This window comes from Reinekea sp. G2M2-21, from assembly GCF_015687175.1.
Classification (GTDB): Bacteria; Pseudomonadota; Gammaproteobacteria; order Pseudomonadales; family Natronospirillaceae; genus Reinekea.
Window position 1 is genome coordinate 1 of record NZ_JADPQG010000006.1, and the last position, 14829, is coordinate 14829.

At 48.9% G+C, this 14829-nt stretch carries 15 protein-coding genes; 6 read left to right on the top strand and 9 right to left on the bottom strand.

Features of this window, described 5'->3' with window-relative positions:
* From IYN85_RS19055 to IYN85_RS19065, 3 genes are all read left to right on the top strand, one after another.
* Nucleotides 1–431: hypothetical protein (locus tag IYN85_RS19055; protein WP_230390866.1), on the top strand; the 431-nt coding region annotated here is incomplete at its 5' end.
* Between the two features lie 439 nt (nt 432–870).
* Complete coding sequence (locus IYN85_RS19060) at nt 871–1740, top strand: hypothetical protein (RefSeq protein WP_196160539.1); 870 nt, start codon at nt 871–873, stop codon at nt 1738–1740.
* A gap of 428 nt (nt 1741–2168) precedes the next feature.
* Nucleotides 2169–3098, top strand: coding sequence for a hypothetical protein (locus IYN85_RS19065; protein ID WP_196160540.1), 930 nt, complete (start codon nt 2169–2171; stop codon nt 3096–3098).
* 72 nt (nt 3099–3170) lie between these two features.
* Here IYN85_RS19065 and IYN85_RS19070 read toward each other — a convergent pair whose 3' ends face one another.
* Nucleotides 3171–3551, bottom strand: coding sequence for a VOC family protein (locus IYN85_RS19070; protein WP_196160541.1), 381 nt, complete (start codon nt 3549–3551; stop codon nt 3171–3173).
* A 141-nt stretch (nt 3552–3692) separates the two neighbouring features.
* Here IYN85_RS19070 and IYN85_RS19075 point away from each other — a divergent pair, with 141 nt between their 5' ends.
* Nucleotides 3693–4208: a MerR family transcriptional regulator gene (locus IYN85_RS19075; protein WP_196160542.1), complete on the top strand. Its 516-nt coding sequence runs from the start codon at nt 3693–3695 to the stop codon at nt 4206–4208.
* 42 nt (nt 4209–4250) lie between these two features.
* Here IYN85_RS19075 and groL read toward each other — a convergent pair whose 3' ends face one another.
* Together groL and groES are read right to left on the bottom strand one after the other, a co-directional pair.
* Complete coding sequence (gene groL / locus IYN85_RS19080; protein ID WP_196160543.1) at nt 4251–5879, bottom strand: chaperonin GroEL; 1629 nt, start codon at nt 5877–5879, stop codon at nt 4251–4253.
* A complete protein-coding gene (gene groES / locus IYN85_RS19085) occupies nt 5876–6190 on the bottom strand; it encodes a co-chaperone GroES (RefSeq protein WP_196160544.1) in 315 nt (104 codons plus the stop codon). Before groES ends, groL begins: the two co-directional genes overlap by 4 nt.
* A gap of 233 nt (nt 6191–6423) precedes the next feature.
* Between groES and IYN85_RS19090 the strand changes: the two genes are divergently transcribed.
* Nucleotides 6424–6903, top strand: coding sequence for a hypothetical protein (locus IYN85_RS19090; RefSeq protein WP_196160545.1), 480 nt, complete (start codon nt 6424–6426; stop codon nt 6901–6903).
* Between the two features lie 46 nt (nt 6904–6949).
* Here IYN85_RS19090 and IYN85_RS19095 read toward each other — a convergent pair whose 3' ends face one another.
* From IYN85_RS19095 to IYN85_RS19105, 3 genes are read right to left on the bottom strand one after another with little or no spacing between them, the layout of a single operon-like run.
* Nucleotides 6950–7882: a DUF4340 domain-containing protein gene (locus IYN85_RS19095; protein WP_196160546.1), complete on the bottom strand. Its 933-nt coding sequence runs from the start codon at nt 7880–7882 to the stop codon at nt 6950–6952.
* Nucleotides 7879–10755, bottom strand: coding sequence for a Gldg family protein (locus IYN85_RS19100; RefSeq protein ID WP_230390867.1), 2877 nt, complete (start codon nt 10753–10755; stop codon nt 7879–7881). The genes IYN85_RS19095 and IYN85_RS19100 overlap by 4 nt, the downstream gene beginning before the upstream one ends.
* Nucleotides 10745–11692: an ABC transporter ATP-binding protein gene (locus tag IYN85_RS19105; protein ID WP_196160547.1), complete on the bottom strand. Its 948-nt coding sequence runs from the start codon at nt 11690–11692 to the stop codon at nt 10745–10747. Before IYN85_RS19105 ends, IYN85_RS19100 begins: the two co-directional genes overlap by 11 nt.
* A 103-nt stretch (nt 11693–11795) precedes the next feature.
* On the opposite strand from IYN85_RS19105, the gene IYN85_RS19110 reads away from it, so the two are divergent.
* Nucleotides 11796–11939, top strand: coding sequence for a hypothetical protein (locus tag IYN85_RS19110; RefSeq protein ID WP_196160548.1), 144 nt, complete (start codon nt 11796–11798; stop codon nt 11937–11939).
* A 315-nt stretch (nt 11940–12254) separates the two neighbouring features.
* Here the strand turns inward: IYN85_RS19110 and IYN85_RS19115 are convergent, their stop codons facing one another.
* Genes IYN85_RS19115 through IYN85_RS19125 form a run of 3 tightly spaced genes read right to left on the bottom strand, consistent with a single transcriptional unit; the run spans nt 12255 to nt 14811 of the window.
* Complete coding sequence (locus IYN85_RS19115; RefSeq protein ID WP_196160549.1) at nt 12255–13499, bottom strand: OmpP1/FadL family transporter; 1245 nt, start codon at nt 13497–13499, stop codon at nt 12255–12257.
* 8 nt (nt 13500–13507) lie between these two features.
* Complete coding sequence (locus IYN85_RS19120; RefSeq protein WP_196160550.1) at nt 13508–14341, bottom strand: M48 family metalloprotease; 834 nt, start codon at nt 14339–14341, stop codon at nt 13508–13510.
* Nucleotides 14338–14811 (bottom strand): SH3 domain-containing protein, encoded by a 474-nt coding sequence (locus IYN85_RS19125; protein WP_196160551.1) that lies wholly within the window; start codon nt 14809–14811, stop codon nt 14338–14340. The genes IYN85_RS19120 and IYN85_RS19125 overlap by 4 nt, the downstream gene beginning before the upstream one ends.
* Nucleotides 14812–14829 lie beyond the last annotated feature (18 nt).

Sequence of the window (14829 nt, forward strand, 5' to 3'; positions counted from 1 at the left end):
CGTATGAAAAGTGTCCACGAAAGTGGTGTAAGATTACGCCGATTAACCTCAGCGTTAGTTGTAGAAAGGGTTTCATGCACAAACTAGTGTATGTATTGACTATAGACGATCTAGGAAAGCATCAGGCTTGGTACTTTCCGATGATTGAGGAAGGTGGATATGATGAAGCTACCATAAAGCCGGCCAATGAGGCAATTATCAGCGGCCAAGAATTTGTCTTGGAGGTTAAAGTTGATTTCACAGACTCCTTAGGCAATGAATACATGGGCTTCTTCTACCATGGAGAGTCCGAACTTAGTCTTTTGCAGCCTTGCATGTATTTAGGCGAAAAGGCGATTAATTTTTGGTTTGGCATTGTAGAGCCTAATGTTCAAGAGTTAGAAGATCTTTCATTCCCAATATATGCTGAGTCCTTGGAAGTATTTGGATAGAAGAAACAAAGAATAGAAATTCCAGGATACGGATACTTGAACAAAGATTTTGATGAAAATTTGGTAAGCAACTAACAAACAAAGGTTGGTCACGCAGAATCTAACCCGATAATGCACACGCCTACGGAATCGGCTTTTCGATATACCGAATGCAATCTCCGTAAAACTTGATTAATTTTATATTTAACTCTGAAAAAGTGTTATTCACCATTTATGACTAAAGTGTCGTTCTGTAGCGAATAGCGACACTTGCTGCGTACAAAAAAATGTATGCCAATGTGTTCAGATCCCATAAATAGATCTACCTCAACACATTTCAAATAACCAATTGATATGTAGCAACAATCGATCCGATTAAATGATGGTACGCGTGAATAAGTCCCGTCAGTCTTCTATTCTTAATCTGGCCAACTTACTAATTGTTTAGCGGAGGTGATGTATGGATACGGCCTTGCAGTTAAAAATCGCCAGAGATAAGGGTAATTCTATCTCGCAAAGTGAAGCGCTCTACTTGCTTGAACAATCGGAGTTGATTAAGAAACTGACACGAGATTGGAAAGATGATGCGCTGTTCTACATTTGGAAACTTATCGCGTTAAGCGAGATACCTTATACTCAGAACCTAAATTACACCCACAAGCTCATTGACCGGGTCTTCAAAAAGCTGGCAACCCCCTTTGGGTTCTCGTTAAGTGGCGATGAGAAGTACTTCTTACCCTGTTACAACGCGATGCTGGTCTCGGCGATGTGCAGACTTGGCTTAGCCAATGAAGAACAAGTCAAAAATGGTGTTGAGTGGATTATCACTTACCAGCCCATGGAGCGGGGGTTACCGGTGTCTATACCAGGTTTCCGATTCGATAGGTTTGGAGGCTGTTTTAACAGCTCACCCTGCTATATAGGTGTGGCGAAATCTGCAATCGCTCTATTCAATTACTGGAAATACACCGACGACCCGGATGTACTAAACAAACTGGAACAAGGCAAAGAGTATCTGCTTGAACACCATCTTGTGAATCGATTAAGCAAAACCGAGCCCATCACGTCACATATATTGGATATTTCGTTTCCCGAGTCCTATCACTTGAATATTGTTGAGCTGATTAGATTTGCCAGCAACGCTCAGCTATTGGATGACCCCAGAACGCAGTACGCCGTAAGCTACTTGCAGAACAAAAAAGTCGATTCTGGTTGGAAAACGAATTTTCGATACAAGGCGAATGGGTATACTGCTTTCGATGATGGTAGAAAACCGGGCGATTGGGTAACTTATATCATCAACTCTGCGCTTAATGGCCAGCCCTGCTAGTCGGGCAGTAGAGACGATATCTGGGGAAAATCTTATCATTATCAATCACTTGGTCCTATCAGATCGAAGGATGAGCGAGGCGTGTGTTGCAGAGAATGGCGAGTCCTTTGCCAAGATAATGAATATTGCCTGCAAGCCTTGCTTGGGAAGTCCTATAATTCTGCACCAACTGTGGTGGATGTCTGTCAATCAGAGTTACCCCCCCATGTAATGAGAACGTTTTGCACAACAGCGATAGACTGTCAGTTTACTCTAATCCCGTGTCGCAGTGAGCCGCTGTCGCGACAACTCTTTATTGTCACCATGATTCACCCCTGCTACATTCGGGCAATAAACGCACGCTACCGGTTTAGAACTCTGCGACTGGCCACTCAGCTTTTGTGAACGCGAGCGCTAATAAACTTATGATACTTCTGTGAGTAATAGATATGGCTGAAACCTACCACCACTACACATACTCTTGTATTGATGACGAAATTAAGTTTGAAAAGGTTGCTAAGGAAATCAGCAAAGCCTATAAACGAGCGAAAGTAGAACTGTCAGAACTTGCTGGCGGAGAAAATAAGTCAAAGGCAGGTTTTTTCACCATTAGTTTAAAAGCAGACCCCAACAAAGATGCTATCCGTGGTGCATTAAGTTACTTATCAAAACTTCCATCAATTAGCGTGCCTTATGCAAGAATTGAATTTGATCACGCCAATGAAGCTCTGTATTACGTTAAATCAGATAAAGAGTTAATAGTTTACAATGATGAACTTGAACTTCAGGTCCATTTAGAAAGCAACGCACCACCTGCCATTGAGCCTTCATTCTACGAAAAGTTTGGCAACAACCACTCGACTCTTCTCGTCAGAGTTACCATACCCAATAAGAAAGTTATGAGTGCTTTTCACAGTGCTTGTTTAAGCTATACGAGAGAGAAATCTGATCAAAACTATGCATCATTAAAAACCTTTGTGGATACTCATATAAATAAAAGCATGGGATGGGAAACTGACTTTCCGTCTTACACCTATGGATCTGAACGATTTTTGGGTAATCCCGACTTCGCAAGATCTCTGGTCTTTTGCGAAGCTCATAGTAATTTTCTATTTCTAGGTTATTCATTCGACACAACGGTTCATATTGATATTAATCAGGAAGACAATGGCTCACCTTTTTGTATACGAAATATGTCAGGAAAGCAGCTTAGTGCAATGATAGACATTCTTTGGGCTATCTCACAACGAGGAGTGAAAGCGAAATTTCGCATGGCAGACTATAAAAATTCCAACGTAGAAGGTTACTTCTCATTTAATTCAGACTACCTGATTTATAAAGAAACACCCGTTTCGAATGACATGTTGTGGCCGTCATAAGCAATGTCAACATTCGCACATACCCCCATGTTTGCTCGGACTTGAAAATAAACACAGGTAGGGTAAAGCTGATCATTCAAACCGTTTTTCTTCCATCAACCCTACCAAGTTACCGTCCGGGTCTTTTAAGAAACCAATCCACAATTCGTGCTCGGGCATTTGCGCGGCGAGTGCGGGAGGCCGCTCTCCCATTGCTCCTTTCTCTATCGCCTGTGCATAAAATGCTTCCACGTGCGGTACTACAAAATAACAAATGGAGTTCTTACCGATTTCTCCGGCGCCCTGAGGGGTTGTTAACATAATACGAGTATCACCACTTTGCAAAAATGCGAGATTTTCTACCGGTGAGAACAGAAAGGTCAGGCCAATAATATCCTGGTAGAAACGCAGTGCTTTGGTTACGTCACTGACGGTTAACGCCAATTGCCCTAATGCTGGGCCACGGTTATTCATCTGTTTTCCTCTCTTTTTTAACGTGGCAATGTAACACCGAATGTCGTTTTCTGAAAAGACAGGCTTGACCTGTCTATAATAGACGACTTTACCCTGTTTTTGCGGTGACCAAGCCCGTTTGTGAATTCTGAGGAACCCGATATGTTGACCATCGGTCAATTGGCAAAAGCGTTAAACCTGTCCCGAACCACGTTGCTGTATTACGAAAAGCAGGGTCTGTTGGCGGCCAGCCAGCGGGCAGAAAACGGATATCGTTATTACGATGAGGCGGCTCTGCTGCACCTGCAACGGGTCGCCAGTTTCCGTGCAATGGGACTGAGTGTTGAGGATATTCGTCAATTGCTGAACAACAATTCGGAACGAGACCACATCCTGGCTCAGCATCTGCAACGGCTGGACACCGAGATACAAAGCTTAAGACAACAACAGCAAGTCATTATTGGATTGCTGAATTATCAACGCGAGGAACAAGACATGGTAACCAAAGAAAAATGGACGGAGATTATGAAAGCCGCTGGTCTCAGTGACGAACAGATGCATAACTGGCATCGACAGTTTGAGCGCCTGGAACCCGATGCCCACGCGGAGTTTCTGGCCTCTATTGGATGCAGCGACGAAGAAATCACACACATTCGGCAATGGAGTGTGGCGGACTAAAAAAGAAGACCCCGGTTTGCCCGGGGTCTTTTTGTGTGGGTATCAGTACATGCCGGCGTCTGGCATGGCTGGCGTTTTAGACTCGGGTTTCGGCGCATCGGCCACCATGACTTCGGTGGTCAGCAACAGGCCCGCAATGGAACACGCATTCTGCAGTGCAGAACGGGTAACCTTGGCCGGGTCGATAATGCCCATTTCCAGCATGTCGCCGTACTCTTCTGTTTGCGCATTATAGCCGTAGGAATCTTTGCCGTTGCGCACGGCTTCCAACACCACACTGGGTTCAACACCGGCGTTATCAACAATTTGACGGAACGGCTCTTCCATCGCGCGCAAGGCAATGCGTGCACCGACTTTTTGGTCTTCATTGGCCAGTTTCAAATCAGCATGCTTAACCTTATCGGCGATACGGACCAGCGCTACACCACCGCCTGGCACAATACCTTCTTCAACGGCTGCACGGGTGGCATGAAAGGCGTCATCAACCAAGTCTTTACGTTCTTTCATTTCGACTTCTGTTGCGGCGCCCACTTTGATCACGGCGACACCGCCCGCTAGTTTGGCGACGCGCTCCTGCAGTTTTTCTTTGTCGTAATCCGAGGTGGACTGTTCAATTTCCTTACGGATTTGCGCGACACGAGCGTCGATGTCTGCCTTATCGCCGGCACCGTCGACGATGGTGGTAAAGTCTTTACCGATGACTACGCGTTTGGCCGAACCGAGGTGCGTCAATTCAGCGCTTTCCAGAGACAGACCAACCTCTTCGTTGATAACAGTTGCGCCGGTCAGAGTTGCTATGTCTTGCAGCATGGCTTTGCGGCGGTCACCAAAGCCCGGCGCTTTCACCGCGGCCACTTTAATGATACCGCGCAACTGGTTTACCACCAGTGTCGACAAAGCTTCGCCTTCAATGTCTTCGGCGATCAACACCAGAGGTTTTCCGTCTTTGGCGGTCGCTTCCAAAATGCTGATCAACTCGCGTACCGTGCTGATTTTTTTGTCCACCAACAACAGACTGGGGTTATCCAGTTCTACCTGCATTTTCTCCTGGTTGTTGATGAAGTAAGGTGACAGGTAACCCCGGTCAAACTGCATACCTTCCACAACATCCAGCTCGTTTTGCAGCGATTTACCTTCCTCGACGGTGATCACCCCATCACGACCAACTTTTTCCATGGCCTGTGCAATGATATCGCCGATATCGGTATTCCAGTTCGCGGACACTGTCGCCACCTGACCAATGGATTTATTGTCATCGCAGGGTTTGGCAAGGGCGTGCAGCTCATCGACGGCGGCTTTCACCACGGCATCGACACCGCGCTTTAAATCCATTGGGTTCATACCAGCGGCAATGGCTTTATGACCTTCGCGCATGAGCGCCTGCGCTAACACCGTAGCGGTGGTAGTACCGTCACCGGCGACATCCGCGGTTTTGGACGATACTTCTTTCACCATTTGCGCGCCCATGTTTTGGAATTTGTCCTGCAGTTCAATTTCTTTGGCGACCGAAACTCCGTCTTTGGTAACGCGTGGGGCACCAAAGCTTTTGTCCAGAATCACATTGCGACCTTTTGGACCTAAAGTTGCCTTTACGGCATCCGCCAGAATATTCACACCCGTCAAAATTTTATGACGAGCGTCATCGGCAAACATTAACTCTTTCGCACTCATGCTGCTTTCTCCTGTTTCTGTGTGGTTTCCACAATCGCTAAAACGTCACTCTCCTTGAGGATCAACAGTTCCTCGCCTTCGTGCTTAACCTTGTTACCGGCGTATTGGTTATAGAGCACGCGATCCCCGGGTTTCACATCTAAAGGACGAACCTGTCCGTTATCGGTGACCTGACCAGGGCCGACAGCAAGTACTTCTCCCTGCGTTGGTTTTTCCGTGGCTTTGTCAGGAATAACAATGCCACCGGCGGTTGTGGTTTCTGCCTCAATTTGGCGAACAACCAGTCGATCATGTAGTGGTTTTAAAGCCATTTTGCTTTTCTCCAAAAAATGATTGAACACCTTGAGCCCGACGACTCCACTTTGTCTGAGCAGGCTCTTATCAAAACAAATAAACACGTGGCGCTTTGTGCGAAGACACCACCGGTTTTGGTGAACTCAATGGTTACCGATCGCGTAAATAAGGACAGTAAAAATTGATTTCAAGATTTAAAAAATGTAAAAATTTTGTTGCCAAGAAAGTTTGGGTTCATGAGATATGCAAGATGACTTTAACCGAATTATCTGATCAGAACTTAACGGAATATCTATTCAATTCATTGCAAGATGCCCTGGCCGAGTACCCGCTGAGCATTCGCGAAGAAACACAAGTGTACGTAGCGCATCTGGCGCTGCGCTACTTAAACAGCGATCAACTGTTCATTCAGCAAGGTCAACAACGGTCGTTACCCACCCTCGCCTTTTTATACCGCGATGCTTTAGCGGCAGGGTCAGAACGCGAGCGGGATGCACTTATCCGCACCTTAGGCGATACCGCACTTTTCCTGGCCGCCTGCTTCCCGGACGTGTGGCGACGAAGGGGCCTCAATCGACGCTACTTCCTGTCGATGGGCGAAAACGCGTTCGGGTTTCTGGCCTCAGCAAAACGGGCAAATCAGTTTCCGTTCGACGAATTGGCTTCAGAATTTACCGGCATCGCCACTTGCCTTGGGAAGGCCGTTTTTCCGGATCGAGTTCAGCACTGACAAAAAAAGCCCTGAGTATGTCAGGGCTTTTTCTAAGTTTTATACGTTAGCTTTCACCGTCCTGTGGCGACTCGGTGGCGGAGTCATGCGATGTCAGCTGGACCACGGAAAAATTCAGCGCAGCCAGCGTGTCAAAATCCGCTGTGCGCAGCCGGAACACCGCGTCGATGTCATCCCGCGTAACCAACTTTTCGCCGTCCAGGTCGTAAAATGCATAGCGCCACGGCTTGTCACCTTGCGCCGTGAAGGTTTCAACCGGGCTTAGGTCGGTGATCGACACGCCATCTTTCACGCCGATGACATCTAACCCGTTCAACAGACTCACAGCGCGATCGATGTCGGCCAGCACTGCGTCGTTGGTGATCTGCTCACCCTCTTGAGTGGTCAACACCCAGCCCTCTTCCGATTTCTCAGCTTGCCAATCGTCGTGCAGTAACGCCGTCAATCCAGACGTTTGCAACAGCGACTTTTGCAGCCAGCCGTTTACATTTGTGTCCAGATCAAACCGGTTTAGCTCAAGCGCATACACATCGTCCGAGCGGGCGTGCCGGACATGCGCCTGGCGCATGGCCGGGGTGGTGCCGACAAACAATGTATCCAAAGCCTCATTACCCTGATACCAGGTGACTTTTCGGTAATAAGCGTCTTCGGCAACCTCAAACCGGGCGTGGCTTGTTGCCCGGGTGACTACGGGATAGCCCGGTTTCAACTGGTCCAGCTCATCCAGTACCCGTTGAACTTTGCCGGAATCGGCTGGCAACGCTGTGTCGGTGTCTATCCACCAGCGGTTGTTTCGCTTAACCAGCGCAATACTTTGCTCTGCGTCGGCCAGCTCAAGCCGGTCGACGGTTTGTGCATTACCGGTCATCCACTCAGATGGCGAATGCGACACCGGTACATTGACGGTCCAAGCCAGTAGCGCCGCGACACTTACCTGCAGCGCCAGCGCGGCACTGAGCCAGCGTTTTTTAATGTTCATGCGATTTCTCCTTTTGTTTCCGCCAAAAAGGAATACCAATGTTGTTGGGCTTTACGCCGCGATCGATACGCCAGGAACCCAGTCATCAGAATCAACAGTACAGACATCAGGTAGTTTCCGTATTCCCAGATACGTTGCGTGGTTTCGGTCATCGGTGGCAGCGTTTGGCTGTAAGCACCCCGGGTGCGAATGTTCATCAACCCGGCATCTTCCACTGACCAGTCGACAAGATTACTCATCATCGACAGGTTATTGGCCATAGCACTGCGGTTTACAGCGGCGGCCAGTTGCAAGACCTGATCACTCAGGAACGTATTGGATGCAAACACAATCAGGCGCGCACTGGCAGGCGATTTGCCAATAACCTGCGCCACATCGAAGACAGCGTCATCACTGCCGAGCGACAAGGTCGGCTGGTCTTTGTCGGCATAGTAAGAGGTAAACTCGCCTTCCAATGCGGCGGCCAACAGATAGTGCTCACCAGTGGGTTGCACCGCCCGCACCATATCGGTTTGTCCCGTCGGCGTAATGGTCAGCGATTGAGACAATTGTGCCTGATCTGAAGATGTGACCAACCGGCTTACTTTGAGGTGATCCCCAAGCGCTTTATCCAGTTTAATCGGCGATGCCCAGGACATGTTCAATTGTGGCAGCCCCGCTAAAACAGGGTGAGTTTGATTCAGGCTGTCACCTCGAACATCCAGAAAAAAGGGATAGGGCAGCATTTGCATTTCCTGCACCTGCAACCCCCCAATATTGCGTGTGACCGGCACGGGGAATGCACCACTTTGACGATCCATCACCAGGCTCTCTTCTATCTGTACGCCCATATGCGCCAACCAGTCGGTGAGTCCACTGTCGTATCGTTGCGCAACAAGGTTTCGGTTTTGCAGGGTGGCATTGTACGGTGACGTACCCAATAACACGGTACCGCCCTGCATCAGGTATTGGTCGATAGCAAAACGGGCATTGTCGTTTAAACCTTCAGGGGCCATCACCAACAATGCGTCCGCGTTGCCACTGACTTGGCCATCAGACAGATCTTCATGGATCACTTGCCATTCGTCTCCCAACCAATTTTCCAGCTGCTGAAAAGCAGGTTTGCCGACGGCCAAACCCTGACTCATTGCAGCGTAGTCCTGTTCTGGGGCTACCAACGCAATGGTTTTGGTAAATCCATCGGAGAATCGCTGCAAGCCTGAGTCGATGTTCTTCTGCAGAGTTGACGCCTGCAAATCCCCTAGCGGAATTTGCACTTTTTGATCCTGCGTGCCCATGACCATATAAAAGTAAAATGTTTGATCGCTGAGCAGACTGGTGGCCATGGGCTGGAAACCATAGTTGGTTGCGAGTTCCTCCGCGACAGCACCGCCGTTGGCGTCCGGGTCAATCAGTTCAAACGTAAACTGGCTATTGCCCTTGACTTTTACGCTGTCCAATACCGTGTTTAACTCGTTTTTAAACGTGACCAGCGTTTCAGGCAACCGAGCATCTGCTGACACATAAGCGGTGAAGTGGATGGGTTGTTTGATGGTATCGAATACATTACCGGCGCTCTGAAAACGTTGGATAACTGTTTTTATCGACTTGGTGATATCAAACTCAGCGTTGCGCAACTGCACATCGATATCGCCATTTGGCGCATTACGCACATCAATCAGGTCTTCGAAGTCGAGAACATCGTATTCGTCACCATACTGCACCAGCACATTGAAATAGGATGACACAATTGACGACTGATACCGGTCAGCCAATTGGAAAGGGACCGCTTGAATACCGTATTTCTCCCGCGCCTCCTGCTCCAACTCCGGTTCTCGTTGCGGGTCAACGATATCAACATTGACCAAACGACTGGCAACGTCATATTCCGCAAGCAGGTTACTGAGCTGGGGCACCAGTGGGGCTAAGAGTGGATGGGTTTTGTCGCTGAAATAACCACGAATCAGCAACGGTTCCTGCAACCGATTCAGGTAGGCTTTTGTGGTGTCGGTCAAACTGTATTGCTGGCCGGCGGTGGTGTCGATCCGTGCAAAGGTAAAATATCCCAGCCACAGATTCGCGACGAGTAGATTACCGATCAACAAGGTTGTTGCCCAACGCCAATGCACGTGACGCGGTTCCGTGGCGTCGCTTATCCAACGCTCCCGTTCCAAACTGAACACGGTAGCCACCAGGAACACGGCCGCTAAACTGATAAAATAATAGAAGTCGCGTAAGTCTATTACGCCGCGGGTAATGTCTTCGAAACGGGCACCGGTGGATAATCCCGCCAGGAAGTCTGCAACCGTCTGACCGAAAAATGCCGTGAACTGCGATGCGCCGACCACATAAAAAAAACTACCAATGGCAACCGACAGCAGCAGCGCAACAATCGGATTATCGGAACGTGCCGATGCAAATTGTCCGATAGCCAGATAGGCAGCCCCCAACAGCAACGAGGCCAAGTAACCCGCGACAACCGGCCCCCAATCCAGCCCGGCCATGATCCAGACGCTGATCGGGATAGGCAAAGTGATAACCAGCGCAACAGCCACGACCACCAACCCACCAACAAATTTCCCTAATACAAAATGCCACAAGGGAATCGGTTGAGTCAGCACATGCTCCAGCGTACCGCTGCGGCGCTCTTCGCTCCAGGTGCGCATGGTTAATGCTGAACACAGAAAGATAAACAGGATGGGCATCCATTTAAATAACGGTGCGACGTCGGCCACATTGCGCGCATAGAATGCCTCACCCCAGAAAAACACAAACAGGCTGACACCGGAAAATACCGCCAGAAAAAGATAGGCAATGGTGGATTGGAAAAAGACGGATCTCTCTTTCCGAGCGATACGGCGGACGGACACCGAGAACATAGCATCAGGCTGCATGACTCACCTCCTCTTCCTGAGTGGCTTCATGAAACAGTTTTTCCATATCCATGACGGCCGGGGTTAAGCGATACAAACTGGCTTTTTCTGCGCTCACTTTCGCCGCAACGGCAGCGCAGATGTCATTTAATTGTTCAGCGCTGGCGACGGTAATGCGGAAGTGCGGTGGCTGACCTTCCGGTGCTGTCAAACACTCGACCGACGTGACGCCGGGAATCGCCTGCAACAACGCAGCTTGATCCGCATTCAATGACGTCAGCACATCAATGGTTGACGCTTGTTGCAACTCGGCTAAGGTCTTGTTTATAACCAACTTTCCGCTGCGCAGAATCAGTACGCGGGAACAGAGCGCTTCCACTTCCTGCATAATATGGGTCGATAGAATAACGGTCGCGTCTTTGGCTACATCACGGATTAACTGCCGCATTTGCGCAGTCTGCTCTGGGTCCAGACCATTGGTGGGCTCATCTAATATCAACAACCTAGGGTTACCCAGCACCGCCTGAGCGACCCCAACCCGCTGCTTGAAACCTCGGGATAGTGTGCCGATTGGCGCCAGGAACTTTGACGATAAATCGGTTGCGGCAACGACCCGTTTAATCTCGCTGGTCTTTGAAGAACCGCGCAAGCCTTTAAGGTCTGCTGCGTAATCCAGATAGTCGGCGACGGTCATCTCCGGGTACACGGGCAAGCTTTCTGGCAGATACCCGATAAGACGTTGCACAGCTTTCAGATTATCCTGCACGGATAAATTGTTCACGGTGACCGATCCGTTGTCGGCCTCCAAAAAACCGGAAATAATTTTCATAATGGTGGTTTTACCGGCCCCATTGTGACCCAGCAAACCAACGATTTCTCCGGTGGGTATCTCAAAGGACACGTTATCGACGGCGCAAAAGCGACCGTACCGACGCGTCAGGTTTTTAACGCTCAGCATAAGAGTCTCCGTTTGTGAGAAAGAATGTCTGTTTGGTCAGATAAGGGGATTTGGCGGTGGCGCACCGGAGTGCGGTTGGCAACGGCGCTCAATCGAAAAAAACATGACTATTCCTCCTTTTCGGGGCGGCGGCCCGTTCAAGTTAATGTCGATTAATCCGCGAACAGAAATACGAGCAAGCAAAGATGAATTCAAGGCAGGAGAAAAAGATTTACATTTTTATGAAAATCCGCGCGCAGTTGGCTGACAAACGAAATATGTTTCCTGAAGTAGCGCACTGCAGGATTTATCACATGACACTACGCGAAAGTCATCATGTGTTAGAACACGGCTACACCGGACAGTTCACAGCAAACAAGCACCATTAAGGCAACTCTGATTAATTCAAATCACCTCAGTCCTATCAGATCAAAGGATGAGCAAGGGCTGTGTTGCAGGGAATGGCGAGCCCTTTCAAAACTCACAACACAGTTCAGTCATCGATATGAAGGACCTAAAGGGCGGGCTTGAAATGGAAAATTTCTTCACCCACTGAGGTAGATAGCCATTATTCAGAGCTGCCTTAATAGCGATACGATGTTGTAAAAAATACATTCACATCAATTGACGTCGTCTTCTGCAATAACCCTGGAATGGAACCAAACAATTGGCTCTTACCCTGTCCGTATAAACCAATAACCCCTAAGCTGATTGATGAGCCCTGACTAAAACGGGCCACACTGACGGTGGCACCATAACGGTCGACATGCGCACTTTGATTCGTAGCCAGATCATTCAGTTCCGGGGTGTTTGCCATCGATGTATAGGCGCCTGAGCGCAAAGCCCAACGGGGTGACCAATACCATTCCAGGCCAACCGCAGCATCGTAAGTTGCTTCTTTACCTGGGAAAGCCGTTGTGGAAGAAACCGCACTGTTATGAATGAAATCCGCACTGACCAGTAATGCACTGTTAGGAAACCAGGCACCTGCTACCCGTACTTGAATCGGGTAATTAGGCTTCAGAGTCGTCTTTTCGATACTGGGGTTCTGCTGGTCCGAACACCCTATGTCCGTATCGTTGGTATAGCATTGAGATGCTTGACGAGACTGTCGAGCGTTGAGCACAAGGGTTTTATCCACGGTAAGCCCGATGGACAACTTTTCAATCGGCACCACTAACACGCCAAGCTTGGGTCGCACACCCTGCTCACTGATTTTTTTATATACATTTGTCCAGCGCAGGTTATCACTGTTGGACTCTTCAAACACAACACTCTGATTGGATATATATTCAGAGCTGCGGTAATGCAGCGGCAATGAAAACCCGATGGCTAGTTTTTGAGAAAATTTACGAGCGACGGTTGGGCCAACGTTATAAATGGTATCAATGTTGTGAAAGTTAACCGTAAATCGTTCGATACCTTGCAGATTGTCGAAAACCTGGTCCTGCTTTTCTTGATTAGAATCGACGATGGCACTGGAAAAACCCACCATGACGTCACCGAACGGTTGCACAACCCCGAAAAAGTTTGGCAATACCTGATAGGCCGACCGCTGGTAATCGAACGTTTCCTGGAGTGCGTCTTTATAGGTTATTTGTGACCATTGCAGGGTGTTAACGTTTGCCGACATACTGGCCGCATTGGCAAACGCTATGCCCGCCGGGTTATACACCATACCTGACGGATCATCAGAAACCGCACCGTAAGCGCCCGCCATACCGATGGAGCGGTCACCGACAATCTGATTGATGTTATGTAGTTCATCCGCCGACAAAAGCGTTGACGCGAACGCACTACTCAATAAAAAAAACAGCTTAATTCGCATAGAAGCTTTTATTCCAATTTGAATTGGTTAAACCGTTCGGGTAACTGGGCGTAATTTAAATTATTCATGCCGTAGTCGCGTTTCACCGCTTCCAGTGCCGTCAATCTTGAAGCGAACGACGGATGTGTCTGCGTGACTTCCTCTAGTTGACGCGCGGATACCATTGCAACCCGCTGCAAAAAACGCAGATAGGCATCGGGTTCGTAACCCGCCTGGACCATAATGGTTAACCCTATTTCATCTGCCTCGTACTCGTCTTCCTGATGCAGACCGTCTTTTTTGAGCAAGGCAACGGCCTGTTCTGAGGCTTGATTCATGGCCACACGAAAGGCATCACTGGCGCCAGACGTTAACTGTGTTAAGGTCGCCCCTGCCCCCACCGCTTTGATATCGAGCGCATGCACAATATGTTTCTGTTTCACATGCGCAATCTCATGCGCAAGTACCCCAGCCAGCTCCGCTTCGTTTTCCAGCAAACGATACGCCGCAGACGTGATGAAAATGTAGCCGCCGGGCATGGCGTAAGCATTGATAGCATCGGATTCAATGACCCAGAAATAGAATTGAAGATCCGGACGGGCGGAATACTGCGCCAAATAATTCCCCAGCGTATTCACATATTTCTGAATCTCAAAGTTTTCCACGCCGTCGATGTCCGCCAGCATACGGGCGGCGACTTCACGACCAAACTTTATTTCCGCTTCGGTATTTGCCGACTCATTATCGGTTAGCAGGGTTTGAGACCAACGCGCTCGAAAATCCTCTTCGAGAGGCACACTGGCACACTGAAAAGTCAACATGGACATTACGACCAGGAAAAAGATTCGCCATGTATCGCTCATTGGCCACCTCCCAAAACGGGTTGTGAAAACATATCCAGTTCCTGATCAGTGACAACCATTGTTTCCAGTTGGTGCAATTCACTGAAGTCGAAACCCATCGACTGTGCCCCCCCTTCTTCCACCAATCCCCGGGTTGCTCCTGCGGTGGCGACCGCAGATGCTCTCATACGCGCATCCCCTTCCAGGTTAACGTCATCCGAGCCGATGACTGAGACAATGCCCGACGGTGGCGTCGCTTTCAGCAGCAACACCGATACCCAACCCTGCTGCGCATTAAACTCAACTTCTACCCAACGGGTTTGACGCTGCAGAACGGTGACTGCATCGCCCTTTTGCAATAAAGCAACGGTGCCACTGGAAAAATCACGATCAGTCAGTAAAACAGCCTTACTGCTGTGGACGTAAAGTGTTTCAGCGTAACTCACGACGCTCAGTAGAAAGCCCAACAACAGTACGCTCATATTTTTCATTGGCGGCCTCACTGCAAT